General features: G+C 44.2%; 18 protein-coding genes and 1 riboswitch. Of the genes, 2 read left to right on the forward strand and 16 right to left on the reverse strand.

The annotated features are described in order from the left end of the window. Nucleotides 1-12: 12 nt before the first annotated feature. Nucleotides 13-1,080 carry an NAD(P)/FAD-dependent oxidoreductase gene (locus tag H9630_RS15935; RefSeq protein WP_191716502.1) on the reverse strand — a complete coding sequence of 356 codons (1,068 nt, stop codon included), beginning with the start codon at nucleotides 1,078-1,080 and terminating at the stop codon, nucleotides 13-15. Nucleotides 1,081-1,232: 152 nt separating this feature from the next. Between H9630_RS15935 and H9630_RS15940 the strand changes: the two genes are divergently transcribed. Then, the gene (locus H9630_RS15940) at nucleotides 1,233-1,469 is read left to right on the forward strand and encodes a YuzB family protein (protein ID WP_058385862.1); all 237 of its coding nucleotides are present in this window, start codon (nucleotides 1,233-1,235) and stop codon (nucleotides 1,467-1,469) included. 94 nt (nucleotides 1,470-1,563) lie between these two features. Here the strand turns inward: H9630_RS15940 and H9630_RS15945 are convergent, their stop codons facing one another. The 10 genes from H9630_RS15945 to H9630_RS15990 form a co-directional block, all read right to left on the reverse strand. Then, nucleotides 1,564-2,334: a TIGR01457 family HAD-type hydrolase gene (locus H9630_RS15945; RefSeq protein WP_191716503.1), complete on the reverse strand. Its 771-nt coding sequence runs from the start codon at nucleotides 2,332-2,334 to the stop codon at nucleotides 1,564-1,566. Beyond that, complete coding sequence (locus H9630_RS15950; protein ID WP_191716504.1) at nucleotides 2,324-2,779, reverse strand: DUF86 domain-containing protein; 456 nt, start codon at nucleotides 2,777-2,779, stop codon at nucleotides 2,324-2,326. The genes H9630_RS15945 and H9630_RS15950 overlap by 11 nt, the downstream gene beginning before the upstream one ends. Nucleotides 2,780-2,860: 81 nt before the next feature. After that, entirely contained in the window at nucleotides 2,861-3,187 is a 327-nt protein-coding gene (locus tag H9630_RS15955) for a YutD family protein (RefSeq protein WP_191716505.1), read from the reverse strand. A gap of 15 nt (nucleotides 3,188-3,202) precedes the next feature. Beyond that, on the reverse strand, nucleotides 3,203-4,126 hold the full coding sequence (gene lipA, locus H9630_RS15960) for a lipoyl synthase (RefSeq protein WP_191716506.1): 924 nt from the start codon (nucleotides 4,124-4,126) through the stop codon (nucleotides 3,203-3,205). A gap of 143 nt (nucleotides 4,127-4,269) precedes the next feature. Continuing rightward, nucleotides 4,270-4,401 carry a methionine/alanine import family NSS transporter small subunit gene (locus tag H9630_RS15965; RefSeq protein ID WP_191716507.1) on the reverse strand — a complete coding sequence of 44 codons (132 nt, stop codon included), beginning with the start codon at nucleotides 4,399-4,401 and terminating at the stop codon, nucleotides 4,270-4,272. Nucleotides 4,402-4,416: 15 nt separating this feature from the next. Then, nucleotides 4,417-5,937 carry a sodium-dependent transporter gene (locus tag H9630_RS15970; protein ID WP_191716508.1) on the reverse strand — a complete coding sequence of 507 codons (1,521 nt, stop codon included), beginning with the start codon at nucleotides 5,935-5,937 and terminating at the stop codon, nucleotides 4,417-4,419. 196 nt (nucleotides 5,938-6,133) lie between these two features. After that, on the reverse strand, nucleotides 6,134-7,708 hold the full coding sequence (locus H9630_RS15975) for a Na+/H+ antiporter NhaC family protein (protein WP_191716509.1): 1,575 nt from the start codon (nucleotides 7,706-7,708) through the stop codon (nucleotides 6,134-6,136). 108 nt (nucleotides 7,709-7,816) lie between these two features. Further along, a riboswitch (Lysine riboswitch) is annotated at nucleotides 7,817-7,999 on the reverse strand. A gap of 71 nt (nucleotides 8,000-8,070) precedes the next feature. Continuing rightward, nucleotides 8,071-9,414, reverse strand: a complete 1,344-nt coding sequence (locus H9630_RS15980) for a bifunctional metallophosphatase/5'-nucleotidase (protein WP_191716510.1) — start codon at nucleotides 9,412-9,414, stop codon at nucleotides 8,071-8,073. Nucleotides 9,415-9,426: 12 nt separating this feature from the next. Next, entirely contained in the window at nucleotides 9,427-10,254 is an 828-nt protein-coding gene (locus H9630_RS15985; protein ID WP_191716511.1) for a sulfite exporter TauE/SafE family protein, read from the reverse strand. After that, entirely contained in the window at nucleotides 10,254-11,114 is an 861-nt protein-coding gene (locus tag H9630_RS15990) for a DUF72 domain-containing protein (RefSeq protein ID WP_191716512.1), read from the reverse strand. The genes H9630_RS15985 and H9630_RS15990 overlap by 1 nt, the downstream gene beginning before the upstream one ends. A 174-nt stretch (nucleotides 11,115-11,288) precedes the next feature. On the opposite strand from H9630_RS15990, the gene H9630_RS15995 reads away from it, so the two are divergent. After that, nucleotides 11,289-11,969 (forward strand): DNA alkylation repair protein, encoded by a 681-nt coding sequence (locus H9630_RS15995; RefSeq protein WP_191716513.1) that lies wholly within the window; start codon nucleotides 11,289-11,291, stop codon nucleotides 11,967-11,969. A gap of 336 nt (nucleotides 11,970-12,305) precedes the next feature. Here H9630_RS15995 and H9630_RS16000 read toward each other — a convergent pair whose 3' ends face one another. From H9630_RS16000 to sufD, 5 genes are all read right to left on the reverse strand, one after another. Then, entirely contained in the window at nucleotides 12,306-12,491 is a 186-nt protein-coding gene (locus H9630_RS16000) for a hypothetical protein (RefSeq protein WP_191716514.1), read from the reverse strand. Between the two features lie 159 nt (nucleotides 12,492-12,650). Further along, a complete protein-coding gene (gene sufB, locus H9630_RS16005; protein ID WP_191716515.1) occupies nucleotides 12,651-14,048 on the reverse strand; it encodes a Fe-S cluster assembly protein SufB in 1,398 nt (465 codons plus the stop codon). 20 nt (nucleotides 14,049-14,068) lie between these two features. Beyond that, nucleotides 14,069-14,506 carry a Fe-S cluster assembly sulfur transfer protein SufU gene (gene sufU / locus H9630_RS16010; RefSeq protein ID WP_191716516.1) on the reverse strand — a complete coding sequence of 146 codons (438 nt, stop codon included), beginning with the start codon at nucleotides 14,504-14,506 and terminating at the stop codon, nucleotides 14,069-14,071. After that, entirely contained in the window at nucleotides 14,496-15,725 is a 1,230-nt protein-coding gene (locus tag H9630_RS16015) for a cysteine desulfurase (RefSeq protein ID WP_191716517.1), read from the reverse strand. The genes sufU and H9630_RS16015 overlap by 11 nt, the downstream gene beginning before the upstream one ends. Continuing rightward, nucleotides 15,725-17,029: a Fe-S cluster assembly protein SufD gene (gene sufD / locus H9630_RS16020; protein ID WP_191716518.1), complete on the reverse strand. Its 1,305-nt coding sequence runs from the start codon at nucleotides 17,027-17,029 to the stop codon at nucleotides 15,725-15,727. Before sufD ends, H9630_RS16015 begins: the two co-directional genes overlap by 1 nt. Between the last annotated feature and the right edge of the window lie 9 nt (nucleotides 17,030-17,038).

Genomic DNA, 17,038 nt, shown 5'->3' on the forward strand with positions numbered 1-17,038 from the left:
GCGCTTTTTTCATTATCCATTATGCCATTTATACATCCACAATACGCCGGACTTCATTAATCGGGCGATGCGGCCTGTAACTGTGCGATCAGCCAAATAAGCGAAGCCTTGTTTTTTGCCCAAAGAGCCAAGGAATCCTTTAAGTTTGATTTCAGGCATGGTTTCAGGCAATGGTTCACCTTTCCATGTCGCTTTCAAGATCTTCACAATTTGTTCAGCCTGTTCTTCCGCCAATTGGGCTGAAGGTGCCATCGGCAATGCGGCACAATCCCCGACAACATAGACATGTTCATCGTTCGGCAGCTGATGATATTGGTTAATGACGATCCGTCCGCTATTGTCGCTCTCAAGACCAAGGTCACGGACCGGCTTGACTGGTTGGATTCCCGCTGTCCAAACAACAGCATCAACTGGAATCGTCTCTTCATGGTTATAAAGAAGGTTCGGTTCAACTTTTGTGATGTTGGAGTTTGATACTACATCAACGTTGTGGTTCTCGAACCATTTTTTCACAAAGTTACTCAAGCGTTCAGGGAAATCACGCAAGATCCGAGGACTGCGGTCGAACAACTTAATCTTCAAATCGCTTCGGCTTTCACGCAATTCGCTGGCAAGCTCGATTCCGCTGAGCCCCGCTCCAACAACACCGACTACAGCGCCTGAAGGAAGACCAAGCAATGCTTGGTAAGTTGCACGGGATTTGCCGATCGTCTGAATGCTGAAAGTGAACTCATCCGCTCCCGGTACGTTATGATACTTGTCCTCACAACCAAGTCCGATCACCAAATCGTCATAGGCAACGCGTTCGCCGCTTTCCATGAAAATGCATTTTTCCTGCAGGCCAATTTCCAGGATTTCGCCATTTACCACTTTCAACCGCTCATGTTCCGGAAAAGGAACACGGACTTCATGATCAGCTTCTGTTCCAGCAGCCAATGCATAAAACTCGGTCTTCATGCTATGGAATGGTGTCCGGTCAATTAAAATGATTTCTGTATCCTGAGGAAGGTTGGTTGGCAATAAACGAAGCAAAATCCGCATATTGCCGTAACCGCCTCCAAGTAAGACTAGTTTTCGCATAAAAATCTCCTTTAATTTTCGTCTGTCGCATCAATTTCTCAAATATGAGTATAGCTGATTGTGATAACTTTCACAATGCTTTTACTAGAAATCAATTAATTGACTCCAGCTGCGAAAAAAGGTAGGATTTCGTTGTAGTGAGGTGACTTAGAATGAAACCGATTGTAGAATTTTGCATCAGCAATATTGCCAATGGCGCACAAGATTCTTTTGAAAAACTCGAACGGGATCCCAATCTCGACGTTTTGGAATACGGCTGTTTAAGCTATTGCACAAAATGTTCCGAGTCTCTTTATGCCCTGGTTAACGGAGAGATTGTTGAAGCGGACTCTCCAGATGAACTGACGAAAAAAGTCTATGAATTCATAGAGGAGAACCCTTTGTTTTAAGCCGTTGAAAAACGGCTTTTTTGCTGCCTTGAAAGCTGTCAAAGCCAGCGGCATCCATAGCAGGAAGTTCGGGAAAATATAAGACTGCCTTAATTTATATCTCCCAAAATCCAAGATTTTCAATCGCAAAGTTTGGAGGCTGTTCTTTTCTCAGCACTTCCTCCATCCGGCTGACACCGGTATTGACATGGACCGTGTCGATCCCAAAACGAATACCCGCCTGGATATCCGTATCGTAGTTATCGCCGACCATCACCATATCCTGTTTGTCGAAACCGAACTCCAGCTGAATGGCTTCCAGCATATGCATCTCCGGTTTTCCGATATAAACGGGATCTACTCCAGTCGAAGCGGCTACCAAAGTTGTGAATGCCCCATTTCCGGGCAGTAACCCTTTTTCAGAAGGAAAAGCCAAATCCTGATTGGTCGATAAAAAGACTGCCCCATTCCGAATTTGCAGGCAGGCTGTTGCCAGCTTGTCGTACGTAATATTGCGGTCAATCCCCATCAGCACGATTCCCGCCTGATCGCCTACCCGCGTCAAACCTTCCTGGCGCAATGCTTGATCCAAACCATCTGAACCGATCATATAGACTGTATCTCCGGCATACCAGCGTTTGATGTATTTTGCTGCAGCAATCGCAGAGGAAATGATCTGTTCTTTTTTTGCCCGGATTCCGAAGCCAGCCATTTTGTCTTTTAGCTGCTGTTGCGTCATGGATGCATTATTTGTAACAAAAAAAGGCTCTACACCTTTTTCCTGCAGCCGTTCGACAAAACCTGCCGCTTCTTCAACCGCTTCCGATCCACGAAAAATTGTCCCATCCAAATCAAGGCAATAAGCTTGATACGTTTTAATTGCCATCCTTCGTCTCCGGTATAAATGCTGAAACAGGCCCCAGTTCATGAACCAGGTAATGTTCGACTTTCGGGCCAAATGCTTTCAACGATTCCAGGTTTTCATCGATTGCATTCGTAATGGCCTGGTGATCAACTTTCATAAATTGCCGCACCAGCATTTTCCGCAATGTAATAACCTGCTTCAGCGGTTGATCCATTTCTTCTGTAATCACTTTTTCGTCCACCAATATATCGATAATATCATCGTAGCTTCCAGGGTCGCGCATGATAAATCCATCAATCATGGAGTTGCCGACATCAATAATCGACTCGATGATGTTCGCTCCAATCCGTTCCAATGCCAGCTGGTCGCCGAACGAAGTCCACTGTTCTTGGCTTTCGTAATGCTTCAATAAAGAATTCATATACTGAATCGTTTCAGTGATGTTGTTGCGGTCAATAAAATACATAAAAAACCCTCCAATAGGCGTTTAAAAATCTTTCATTTCTACTTTAATCATATCATATTGCATGAAAAAACCCCCGGCGGATTATACGTCCGCTTCGGGAGCCTGCTGTTCTGATTCTTCAATCGGCATTACCGCTTTACCGGTTTTCCGGATAACGAAATAGGCGCAGCCAAAATTGCAGTATTCATAGAGATAATCCTGCAGTGTACTGATTTTCGTATCATAGGTTGCTTTGTGGTTAGTGTCTTCGAAAAAGCCCTTTAACCGCAATTGGCCGTAACCCCAATCCCCCAGGATATAATCGTATTTCGAAAGAATTTCGCTATAGCGGGCAGTTAATGCCTCTTCTTTGAAACCTTCCCGGTAATCGATCAGTATTTCATAGTTCAACTGTTCCAGTGTAATCATTTTCCTCACCATCCATTAGCTGTTTATAGCAGCTGCTTGCTCTTCTCCGAGTCGCTGACGCTCTTTAGCAGCTGCATTGACTTGCTCATCCGCATGATAGCTGCTTCGCACCAGAGGACCTGCCTGGCAATGCGAGAACCCTTTGGCCATCGCAATTTCCCAAAATTCCTTGAATTCCTTCGGCGAATAATATTTCTGTACATTCAAATGTTTTTTTGTGGGCTGTAAGTATTGGCCAATCGTCATGATATCCACATCGTTAGCACGTAGATCGTCCATGACTTCAATGATCTCTTCCTTGGTCTCCCCTAAACCGATCATCAAAGATGATTTTGTTGGAATATCCGGATGCAATTCTTTCGAACGCTTCAGCAATTCCAGTGACCGGTCATACTTGGCTCGTGCTCTGACTCTTGGCGTCAAACGGCGCACAGTTTCTATATTGTGGTTCAAAATATCCGGTTTAGCATCCATCAGCCGTTCCAGATTTTCATAGATTCCACCCATATCAGATGGAAGGACTTCAACAGTTGTAAATGGGTTGGCTCGTTTAATCGCACGTATTGTCTCTGCAAACACAGCAGAGCCGCCATCTTTCAAATCGTCACGTGCGACCGCCGTGATGACTGCATGTTTCAGGTTCATCATTTTTACAGAAGCGGCTACCCGTTCCGGCTCCTGAAGATCCAACTCATTCGGCAACCCGGTTTTCACTGCACAAAAACGGCATGCTCTTGTACAGACGGCACCGAGGATCATGAACGTAGCGGTTCTCCGCGTTCCCCAGCATTCATGGATATTCGGACACCTTGCTTCTTCACAGACTGTGTTCAAGTTATTTTCTCGCATCATTTTCTTCAAATCGGTATAGTTTTCATTGGTATTGAGTTTAATCTTTAACCAATCGGGCTTTCTAAGATGTTCCTGCTTTGTTGACACGCACATCGTCCCCTATCTATCTGATTTATGGATGGAATCCGGTTCTATTCCAAATGTATCATAAAGGCATGTTCCTCACAAGCTCACCTACTGCCATGAAAGCATAAAGAAACCCGGAAACTAGGAGTTTCCGGGCCTTTAAATTAAACGTTATTTGCAGCATCTCTTGCTTTATTCTTTTTGCTGCTTCTAACTGCATGAATGATGCTAGCAGCTAAGCCACCCCAAATGATGACCATCCCAATAATCATGACGACAATCGAACTTACTGTCATATGAAGCTCCCCCTTTTAATTGCGCTCGTCATATTCGCCTTGTTCTTTATGCCATTTACCGATAGAGAAGAGGATTCCAAAGATCAATGCAGCTGCAGCAACAGCCACACCACCTGCTAAGGTGAACATATCGGAATATCCTTCGTAATTTCCGGTTTCCGTTTCAAACTCTTTCAGGATATTCAGTTTCAAAAGTCCAAACATCATATAACCCAGAACGATTGGCGTAATGATTCCTAAGCTGAATTTCCACCAGGCGCCAAGTCGGATATCCGAGATTTCGTTGGCATGGCCTTTGAGAAGATCCGCTTTGCGGAAGACCCAAACAACCAGCACAACTTCCACTAATCCGATTGCTGCAACCCCAAATTGGTTAATGAAGTAATCTGCCAGATCCAGGAAGTACAATCCACCTTGTGTCGCAAACAGAATCGAAATCAAAGCAGCAAGTCCGCCTCCGAATAACACCGCTTTGTTACGGGAAATTCCAAATTTCTCAGAGAATCCAGCGACATAAGTTTCAGTAATTGATATTAATGAAGTCAAACCCGCAAGTGTCAGAGACAAGAAGAACAGAGTCCCGAACAAGCCATTGAATCCTGGAAACTCATTGATGATCTGTGGAAAAACCACAAAAGCAAGACCGACGCCTGCAGTTGCGACATCACCTACAGCGACGCCCTGCTGAGCAGCCATAAATCCAAGAGCTGCAAATATTCCAATCCCTGCTAATAATTCAAAAGCAGAGTTGGCGAATCCTGTGATAAATGCATTATTTGTGATATCTGATTTTTTCGGAAGATAACTTGAGTATGTGATCATGATAGCGAATGCTACTGATAAACTGAAGAAAATATGCCCATAGGCCGCTACCCAAACCGTCGGATTCAGTATGGCATCAAAATCTGGTTGGAAGAAGGCTTCCAATCCTGTCAATGCGCCATCCAATGTGACCGCTCGAATTACAACAGCAAGGAAAATGACCACCAATGTCGGAATGAAAATCCGGTTGGCCAGTTCAATTCCTTTTTTAACACCTGCCAGCAGAATCCCCAATGTAATGATCCACACCAATGCCAATGGAATGAATACACCCCAGACAATTCCGCCGGTCTGTCCCGGTTGAACTGTCAGCTGTAAAAAATCATTGAACAGGAAATCTTGTGTATCCGTACCCCATGCCTGATTGAAAGAAAATATAGTATAGCGCATTGCCCAGGCGATGATTACAGCATAATATACAGATATGATAAAGGACACAAAGACAGCCCACCATCCCATCCATTCCAACTTCTTGCCGCCCATTCTAAAGAATGACAACGGTGCTGACCCGCGATACTTATGGCCAATGGTAAATTCAAGTATAAGAATCGGTATCCCTGCAGTCAACAATGCAAATAGATACGGTATGAAAAATGCACCCCCGCCATTTTCATACGCAACATACGGAAAACGCCATATGTTCCCAAGACCTACTGCAGAGCCGACGGCAGCCATGATAAAGCCGGCACGTGTACCCCATTGCGAACGTTCCATCTCTCTTCCCCCTTTGTTTTCTCCCATTTTATTTACATAAAAATAGGAATTTTGATTATTTTCAGATTATTAGTTAATCTAGAAATAGTATACCGAGAGGCTCCTTTAATGTAAAGATGAAATCAAAATATTTTCTAAAAAAACTATTGCAGCAAAAGTAAAAAGGCAGAGAATAAGCTTCTCTGCCTTCTTTTACTTAAGCATTTTGTTGTTTTTCAATAATAGTTGTCCGTCGTGACCAGACAATGAATAACACTGCCAGCACCAAAGCCACTGTTCCTAATGACAGCAGCAAAGAACCGGTCAAACCTATGACAATATACCCTATTGCAGCAATGACTGCAGCTGTTAATGCATACGGTATCTGCGTTAAGACATGGTCCATGTGATTGCTCCCCGCTCCAGTTGAAGACAAAATCGTCGTATCGGAAATAGGTGAACAATGATCTCCAAACACAGCTCCCGCCAAGACTGCGGATAGCGCCGGCAGCAGCAGCGAAGGTTCCGCTTCAATCATAATGGTTCCAGCAATCGGCAACAGGATGCCGAATGAACCCCATGAAGTTCCTGTTGAGAAAGCCATGATTCCTGCGAGAACAAATAATAAGACTGGCAGAATTGAAGTTGGAATATTGCCATCAGAAACCACACCCGCTAGATAAGCGCCAGTTTCAAGAGAACCGATCAAAGAAGTCAAAGACCAGGCAAAGACTAAAATGAGTACGGCTCCTATCATTGATTTAAGGCCAGCCCAGATGCCTTTTCCAATCCATCCAACAGTAGCTGTTTCGTTCTTTTTCATCTGCAGAACATATAGAATGATCGACGTCAATGCACCCAAAATTCCGCCTGCTAACAGGGAAGCGGGAACATCGGTATTTTCAAAAATCAACCAAATATCGAAAACTTGTCCAGCATTCTGATAACCCGTCCAGAACATCGCGCCTACAGTACCGACAATCAACAATAGAATTGGAAGCAATAGGTCTCTTACATGTCCATAAGAATGCGAAGGGAACTCTTCTTTCATTTCACCCGGTATGGTTTTCTTAGGGTCAAAAAGCTGTCCCTTTGTAATTGCCAGCACTTCGTGTTTCTTCATTTCCCCGAAATCCACATCCCGGATAGCTACAAAGAAAACAATCGCCAACGAAGCAACTACATAGAAATTCATCGGTGCCATCCACAGGAAGGCTTCTAAAGCGGAATATTCCACAAAAGTCTGGCCAGCCAAGATCGTAGCAACAATCCCTATGATTGCAGCTCCCCAACTTGAAACTGGCGAGATTACACAAACTGGCGCTGCAGTCGAATCGATGAAATAGGCAAGTTTCGCACGTGAAACTTTGTAGCGGTCGGTGATTGGGCGTGCAACCTGTCCGACAGCCAAAGCATTGAAATAATCATCGATGAAGATGACGATGCCTAAAACCACTGTAAGGACTTTTGCGCCTCTTCTTGACTTGATGCGTGTCGAAGCCCACTCAGCAAAGGCATGGCTGCCGCCGGATAAGCTGACGAATGCGGTGATGATGCCAAGCAATAAAAGAAAAAGAATGATAAAGACATTATAAGCGTTAAAGCCTTCGTCCCAAAAAATGATCGTAAATGATTTGACAAGCTCCTGTAAAGCATCAATTGGTGCAAACCAAGTCAAAATTACGGCTGCCGCGACAATACCTGTCCCCAGTGACAACAGGACACGGCGTGTCAATAACACCATAACGATTGCAATAATCGGCGGCAAAATCGAAAAAATCGTATTCTCCATGAAAACTCCTCCTTATTTTTTGATGGGTGAAAAATGAGACAAAAAAGGCCGACCTCTCCAGTTGGATCAGTCAGCCTTCTACAATTCGTCTGTGCGATACACATCAAACAACCCTGTAGCCCTCCATTTACGCTTCCGCCTAAATGACAGTATCATTCTTGTTCAGAATGATCCCAATCCAATTTCCGGAGACCCCAGAAAATCGATTTCGGCAAAACTTCCTTTCAGATGCGGTCAACGCGGTCAAACTCGCACATCCTACTGATCAGCTCTGCAGCCTCTACCCACCAATATATATTTCTTTGTTAGCATAGCCCAAAATACTGACAAAATCAAATGCCTTTTTAGTCTGAACATTCCTTCTACTTAAGGGCTTTGCTGTGAAAATACTGACTGAAAACATCCCGCAGGAACTCAGGCATGAAATACGTTTTAGGCGCTCTCTTTAAACTCGGGAAAAAATAACCGAATGTCAACATATCCAACGTCACCAGTTTATAGATTTGGTCATGCATCGCCAGCTGTCCATTGATATAAAAATGGTGATCAGTTATCTCCATATTCATATGAAGCATCTTCCCAAAAACCACACCACGGAATCCCATTCCTTTTAATTCAAGCTGTGGCCATTCCGCATTCAGCGATTGCAGGTAGATTTCTTTCAACTCCGCTCCACTCAGTTCGACAAGACACGGATTGATCGGATGTGGCAGCATTTTATGGAAATCATAGCGAGTCAGAGCACCTTTCGGCATATCTTGCATAAAAATTCCAGCATTAAAAAGCGCACAGTCTGCTTCCGTAAATTCGATCAATGCCTGCCCGAATAGTAGGCCCATCTCGGAGTCTTTAAACCACTCTGCTTTTAAGCTTTTCGTGCTGTGGAAGACCAGTTCCCCCAATTGCAGTTTTCCCTGCTCGACCAGGAATTCATCAAATCCTTCCTCCACTTTTCTTAGTTGGGAAGTCTCGATCAGTTGTGCAGAAGATTTCTCAAACTGCTCCTCTACAGTGACATGGCCGATATAAAAACCAAACTTACCAGCAGCCCCCATCAGCGTATTTCCTTGCCACTTCCCGTCATGAAAAATATGATGGGTATGAGCACCTAAAATAAGGTGGATCTGTGGACAAAGCTCGGCTAATAATTCATCTTCCTTAACACCAAGATGAGACAGGCAGACGATTAGATCCACTTCGTTTTCAATTTCCTTTACTGCTTCTATAATCGATTGTTTTGCATCGGTGATCTTCCAGCCAAGTTTCTGATAAAAGGGGGTGAATTCTGCAGTCGCTCCCACCAGTCCGATGCGTGTGCCATTTTTTGTATGAATAACGTGGAAAGGCTTTGCCCAATCCGGCCGGCGCCCTTGCAAGTCAAATAAATTCGATACCACTACCTCAAAATCCGCTTCAACATATAAATCATTGAGTTCGTCCTTGGACAAGGTGATGCCTTCATTATTGCCGATAGTAACGGCATCGTAATTCACTTCGTTAAGTAAAAGCACATTACCCTGGCCAGCTGTTCCTTCCGTATACGGATGCGAGCGATCAACGTGGTCACCAATATCCAGAATCAAACAAACATCGCCAGCCTCTTCATGCCAGTTTTTCCGCTCAGCGAGAAAAGACTTGATGCGCGGCCAATTCTTGAAATGGCTATGCAAATCATTGGTATGGTAAATATGAATGGTTTCGCTCATGAAAACACCTCTTTAAGAACTAAATATTCCTTCGTAAATCGATCGAAGCCCCAGAACCAGGAGCACTAGACGTAAAATAATGACCAACGTTTCGGAGTTAAGGTGCTTGTTTAGCCGAGCTCCGAGTTTCGCACCAATGTATGCACCTGGGACTACTGCCGCTGTGTAGATCCATGGCACATGCCCCAATGAGATATGAGTGATGGAATTGATGATGGCTGATAAAAAGACCATGAACATCGATGTTCCGATCGCCACATGAGGCGGAAACAAAAACAATAGAATCATGGCAGGGACAATGATGGATCCTCCACCGATTCCGAAAAGCCCTGAAGCAAACCCCACAAAAAAGGTCAGCAGCAAAGCAAACCAAATAGGGTAACCATATATATATTCTTTCTGCTGCTTATCTATAAAAGTCGTTTGGCGCCCGTTATCGACAAACCAATGGACTTCCTTCAAATGATCTCTAATCAATAAAAGCAAAGAGAGCAGGACCAAAAGAATGCCGAAATAAAGATTGAATGAAGGAAGATCCAGGTTTTTATTGACAAAAGCACCGATTACCGTTCCCGGCGCACTGCCTGCAAAGAAAATAATACCACTTTTGTAATCGACCGTTCCGACTTTCATATAAGCCAAGGTTGAAGACAGACCAGTGAAAATCATCATAATAACGGATAAGCCAACAATTTGTTGAGGAGATAATTCAGGGAAAAAAGCAAAGCCTGTTCCAAGAAATAATAGTGCCGGAACCAGAATGACACCTCCCCCTAAACCAATCAAAGCGCCTACGATACCGGAAACGATTCCGACAAGCGCCATGACGATAAAAACCATTAAAATCCACCTTCAAACAGATCCATTTGTTTCGGCGAAAGGCCTTCAAATGCCAAACCATTCATTTCCTGAAACTGTTTGGCGTCGCCTGCCGCATGACCTCCCGAATTATTATTGAAGATGACATAAACATTTTCTGTGGTGTCGGATAAAGCCTTTACGGCGCGGCTTATTTCTTCTAATTCTTTTTGATTGTAATCATAGAGATAGCGTACTTCACGCCATTTTTGGCCGTGCCCCGGATTGAGCCAGCCGTGCACATTACGGCCGTGAAGACGCAGCAAGACTTTGTCTTTACGTGTAGACACCGGAACAAGGGGAATGGAACCATCCCCTGCCTGTGGTTCATCACAGACTGAATGGATCAGATGGTTTTCTCGCAGAAACTCCAATGTCTTTTCGCTCATCCCTTCAGCATACCAGGATTGGTGGCGGAACTCGATAGCCATATCAAATTCCTTCAGTCGCTCCGTTATTTCACGAAGCTGGTCGACATTTTCTTTTTGGCAGTCAAACCATGGCGGAAACTGCAACAGCACCATCGCCAGTTTACCGGCTTCTTTCAATGGACGAATGGATTTGCTGAATGCATCAAACATCTCATCGCGCGTTTCAAATGGATTCTCTCCCCGCTGGTGGCCGGTCATGCCCTGATAGGCTTTTACCACAAACTGAAATTGATCAGGAGTTTCCTCAATCCACTTGCGGATATTCCGCTCGGGCTGTACAGCATAGAAAGAGGAATCCAATTCAACGATTGGAAAATGTGCACTGTAATCAATCAATTTTTCTGTTTTCTTTGAGCCTGGGCTATAGACATCCGGATGGTCTCCCCAACCCGTCAAACCTACATAGATCATTGTCCCGCCTCCATTTTTTCGTTATTATTTTATGATAGCATAGAAAAAAACCAGCGTCTTTATAATAGATTTCTGCCGATAGATTAAGCAGAACTGAGGGAATCTATTCTTATTATTCAGTTCCCTGCTTTTGGGTATGCTACACTTTCACAAAAGACTTGGGAGGTTGATTTGATGGAAAAACAGCCTTGGGACTCCAAAGGAATTATAAATAAGTTCGAAGCTCACCGCAACATGGAAATGGCCGCACCAATGGCTGCTTATATGCGCAATCAATTTGCTTTTTTAGGCATTAAAACACCTTTGCGAAAAGCTTTATTGAATCAGCAGTTCCGCGAATTCCATTTGCCCGAACGCAGGCATTTAACCGAAGAGGTATGGAAACTTTATGAGTTGCCGGAGCGCGAGTACCAATACGCCGCCATTGCTGTGCTTGAAAAAATGAAAACGCAGCTGACTTTGGAGGACCTGCCGTTTTTACAGCAAGTGATTGAAAGCAAATCCTGGTGGGACAGCGTCGACGCCATTGCACCGCGAACTTTGGGGCATGTTATTCAAACAGAACGCGCTGCCGGAACTCTTCATATGCTTAAATGGTCAAAAGCAGAAAATATGTGGACAAACCGCGCTGCCATTCTCCATCAATTAAAATATAAGCAAGATACCGATCCTGCAGCACTCAGCCAAATCATTTTGAAGCACGCTGGTTCTTCTGAATTTTTCATTCAAAAAGCCATTGGCTGGGCATTGCGCGAGTATGCTAAAACAGATTTGGAGTGGGTTCGGACTTTCGTTTTCGAGCACTCCCTAATGCCGCTCAGTAAACGCGAAGCGTTGAAGAATATTAAATACTAAAAGCCTTCGTTTCACAGGAAATCCGTTTCTGCTGTGTCTCTTCTCTTGTTAAAAATCCCATTGGTCATGCAGAAACGCTGTTTTTGTAATGACGGAAAATATCCGAATAAGATAACTGGGCAAAAGGCTTTGCCGCTTTCTGGTCGTTCGTCGGAATTGGCAATCGTTTATATGGATTTTCCATCGTTGTGCCAAAGTTTCTGATAGAACACGAACTGTAGTGCGGTCCGAAAAAGTTGGCAATGGTTTTCGGCAATCCGAAAAAACCCGGCACCAATGCGCCGGGTTTTTTCCTATTCACTATTTTCATCGGTTAAGAAGTTTTATCTTAATGACTTAAAATAATCCGCCTAGCCCTTTTCCGCCAATTACGGATTTAGCCGATTCGAAAAGCTCTTTCTTTTCGTTTTCATCGATTTTCCCGTCTTCATATGCTTGTTTGGCTTGTTCCATGACTTCTTTCGCCTGTCCTAAATCTGCATTGCTTAGTTTTTCTTTCAATGCATCGAATGTTTGACTCATGTTCTACATTCCTCCTTTTAAATTTAAGCTCTTAGTTCCTATACCCATTCTGTAGACCCTAAAACTGAAGAATCCAGCAATCGCCTCTTATTCCCCTGAAAGAAATAAAAATAACCCTTGGCATGAACAATGTCATGCCAAGGGTTTTGGATTAATCTATTAACCGATCGAGCCTTCCATTTCGAACTTGATCAAACGGTTCATTTCAACCGCATATTCCATTGGAAGTTCTTTCGTGAATGGTTCGATAAAGCCCATTACGATCATTTCTGTTGCTTCCTGTTCAGAAACGCCACGGCTCATCAAGTAGAACAATTGCTCTTCAGATACTTTCGAAACTTTCGCTTCGTGCTCCAAAGATACGTTGTCGTTCAGGATTTCATTGTATGGAATGGTATCAGAAGTAGACTGATTATCCATAATCAATGTATCACACTCGATGTTTGAACGAGCGCCATCGGCTTTGCGGCCGAAGTGCACGATTCCGCGATACGAAACTTTACCGCCTTGTTTCGAGATTGACTTCGAAACAATAGAAGAAGATGTATTAGGAGCCAAATGGATCATTTTCGCTCCAGCATCCTGATGTTGTCCTTTGCCGGCGATTGCAATCGACAACGTCATGCCGCGTGCGCCTTCGCCTTTCAAGTAAACAGCTGGGTATTTCATTGTCAATTTCGATCCGATGTTGCCATCGATCCATTCCATTGTACCGTTAGCGTCAACAAATGCACGCTTGGTCACTAGGTTATAGACGTTGTTCGCCCAGTTCTGGATGGTCGTGTAACGGCAATATGCATCTTTCTTCACAATGATTTCAACTACCGCTGAGTGGAGTGAATTCGTTGTGTAGACAGGAGCTGTACAGCCTTCCACGTAATGTACGCTTGCGCCTTCATCGACAATGATCAATGTACGTTCGAATTGACCCATGTTTTCAGAGTTGATACGGAAGTAAGCCTGTAGAGGAGATTCCACTTTGATGCCTTTAGGCACGTAGATGAAAGATCCACCAGACCATACTGCAGTATTCAATGCAGCGAATTTATTGTCAGCTGCCGGGATGACCGACTGCCAGTATTCTTTGAACAGGTCTTCGTTTTCACGAAGAGCGGCACCGGTGTCTTTAAAGACGATCCCCATATCTTCCAATTCAACTTTCATGTTGTGGTAAACCACTTCAGATTCATACTGAGCCGATACACCAGCCAAATATTTTTGCTCTGCTTCTGGAATGCCCAACTTGTCGAATGTGCGTTTGATTTCTTCAGGAACTTCATCCCAAGAAGTCTGGCTTGCTTCAGATGGTTTTACGTAATACGTAATTTCATCAAAGTTCAACGAACCCAGATCTCCACCCCATTGTGGCATCGGCATTGAGTAAAACAATTTCAATGCTTTCAGACGGGATTTCAACATCCATTCCGGTTCTTCTTTGATCTTCGAAATTTCTCTTACAATATCTTCAGTAAGTCCACGTTTGGATCTGAAAACTGAAACATCCTTATCGTGGAACCCATATTTATAATCACCGATTTCCGGCATTTTTTTCGCCATCGTCGTTCCTCCGTTCTGTGTTACGATTTTTCTTCGTTTTGCACGCCTTTTTCCATGGCTTTCCAAGCTAAAGTCGCACATTTAATACGGGCCGGGAACTGAGAGACGCCTTGCAATGCTTCAATGTCACCAAGGTCAATCGAATCATCGTACTCTTTGCCAAGCATCATATCAGAAAAGATGCCGGAAAGCCGTAATGCCGTATCAATTTCCTGCCCCTTAACTGCCTGCGTCATCATCGAAGCTGAAGCCATAGAAATCGAACATCCTTCACCGTCAAACTTCGCATCTTTGACGATGCCGTCTTCGACCTGCAAAGTCAGATGGATGCGATCTCCACAGGTCGGATTGTTCATCTCGATATTGACGCTGTTGTTTTCAATTGTGCCCTTATTGCGGGGCGTTTTGTAATGGTCCATAATGACGCGTCGGTATAATTGATCTAAATTAGAAGACATCGTTGAAATACTCCTTTGCTGAACGCAGACCTTCCACTAAGCGGTCAACATCTGACTCGCTATTGTATAAGTAGAAGCTTGCGCGTGCTGTAGCTGTAACTTCCAGCCATTTCATCAAAGGCTGCGCACAGTGATGGCCTGCACGAACCGCAATACCGCTCATGTCAAGGACAGTGGCAACATCATGCGGATGGACATCGTTCAAGTTGAAGGTGACGATGCCTGCCCGATGCTGGGGATCAGCTGGACCGTAGATTTCCAGTCCTTCGATGCCGCCCATTTTATCCATCGCATAAGCAGCCATTTGGTGCTCATGTTTCTCAATTTCATTTAAGCCGATTTCGTTGAGAAAATCAATCGCTGCGCCTAATCCGACAGCACCTGCAATAATAGGTGTACCGCCTTCAAACTTCCAGGGCAGCTCTTTCCAAGTCGAATCGTACAATCCGACAAAATCAATCATTTCTCCACCAAACTCCACCGGTTCCATGTTGTTCAATAATTCTTTTTTGCCATAAAGAACGCCGATCCCTGTAGGGCCGCACATTTTATGGCCGGAAAAAGCAAAGAAATCACAGTCAAGCTGCTGTACATCTATTTTCAGATGCGGTGCTGCTTGAGCGCCATCGACAACCATAACCGCTCCATTTTCATGGGCGATCTGAGCGACTTCTTTGACCGGGTTCATAGTGCCGAGAACATTCGAGACATAGACCATCGAAACAATCTTCGTCCGTTCGGTTACAGCAGCGCGAACCTGCTCCAAGGAAATCGTGCCATCTTTTTCAAGTTCAACATATTTCAAAATGGCTCCACGTTCTTTCGCCAATTGTTGCCACGGAATAATATTGGAATGGTGTTCCATGTAGGTGATGACAATTTCATCGCCTTCATTCACATTGGCTCGGCCGTAGCTTTGCGCAACAAGGTTAATGGCTGTTGTCGTTCCCCGCAGGAAAATGATTTCTTCCGTTGAATTGGCGTTGATGAATTTCCGGACTTTGTCGCGCGCGCCTTCGTACTTTTCAGTTGCACGGTTCCCGAGCGTATGGACGCCCCGATGTACGTTGGCATTGTCGAACTCATAGTAGTTCTTCATGGCTTCGATCACTTGAACCGGCTTCTGTGAAGTGGCTGCACTGTCCAGATAAACAAGCGGATGCCCATTTATTTCTTGGTTGAGTATCGGAAAATAGCTTTTTATCTCTTGGTTGATCATTAGCGGACTTTCCTTTCGATAACCTCCGTCAATTGCTTTTTAACGCCTTCGATTGGCAATACACGGACAACCGGTGCCAGGAAGCCGTGAATAACAAGACGTTCAGCTTCTTGTTTTGTAATGCCTCGGCTCATCAAATAATACAATTGAAGCGGATCAACACGTCCGACTGATGCAGCGTGTCCTGCAGTTACGTCATCTTCATCGATTAGAAGAATCGGGTTAGCGTCTCCACGTGCTTTTTCACTCAACATCAGCACACGCGATTCCTGTTCGGCATTGGCTTTTGATGCACCGTGTTCGATTTTACCGATCCCGTTGAAAATAGCAGATGCGGCTTCTTTCATCACGCCGTGAGTCAAGATCTGGCCTTCTGAATTTTTGCCCCAATGCCTTACAGTTGTTGTAAAGTTCTGTTTCTGGGACCCTCTTCCAACTACCACTGTTTTTGTATCGCCTGTTGAGTTATCGCCAATCAGGTAAGTTGTATTTTCAGAGATGGTATCGCTGTCGTTCATCATGCCAAGTGCCCATTCAATCGTCGCATCGCGTTTTGCCACTCCGCGGCGGTTGATGTAAGCAGTAAATCCTTCAGCCAATACATCTACTGCGCCGTAAGTGATTTTTGCATTATCTTCCGCAATGACTTCAGAAACGATATTCGCCAATCCGTTCGCGTGCGGAACAGTGGAGATATAGGTTTCAACGTAAGTCACCTGGCTGCTTGTGTCTGCTACCACCAACACGTGGTTGAACAGCGAAGCATCTTCATTGTCATGAATGAATACCACTTGTACAGGTTCTTCAACTATGACGTTTTTAGGAACATAAAGAAATACTCCGCCGTTTAATAAAGCTGCATGAAGTGATGTCAATTTATGTTCTTCAGCTTTTACTGCCTCATTCATAAAGTATTTCCCAACAAGATCTGCATGGTCACGAATCGCTGTGAAGATATCTGTCAAGATAACTCCCTGTGCTTTCAGCTCTTCAGGCAATGCTAAATAGGCTGGTGTATTGTTATGCTGGATATACAAGCTTTTCTGTTTCAAGTCAACAAGAGACTGAACCTCTTCAGGCAGCTCTGTAAGCGATGAGTAAGTTGAACTCTCTGTTGAATGAACCGGAAATTCTGTAAAGTTCCAGGCAGTGATTTTTGTTTTATCAGGTTTTGGCAACGGCAATGTTTCTGCAGCTGCAAGCGCCTGAACACGCAAGTTTGTAAACTCTTCAGGTTCTGATTTAGAAGCCGAGAAGGAACGTACTTCCTGCTCGGTTATTGATAGATTTGTTTCAACCGTCACGTTAGTTGC

The organism is Planococcus wigleyi, from assembly GCF_014836985.1.
GTDB classification, from domain to species: domain Bacteria; phylum Bacillota; class Bacilli; order Bacillales_A; family Planococcaceae; genus Planococcus; species Planococcus notacanthi.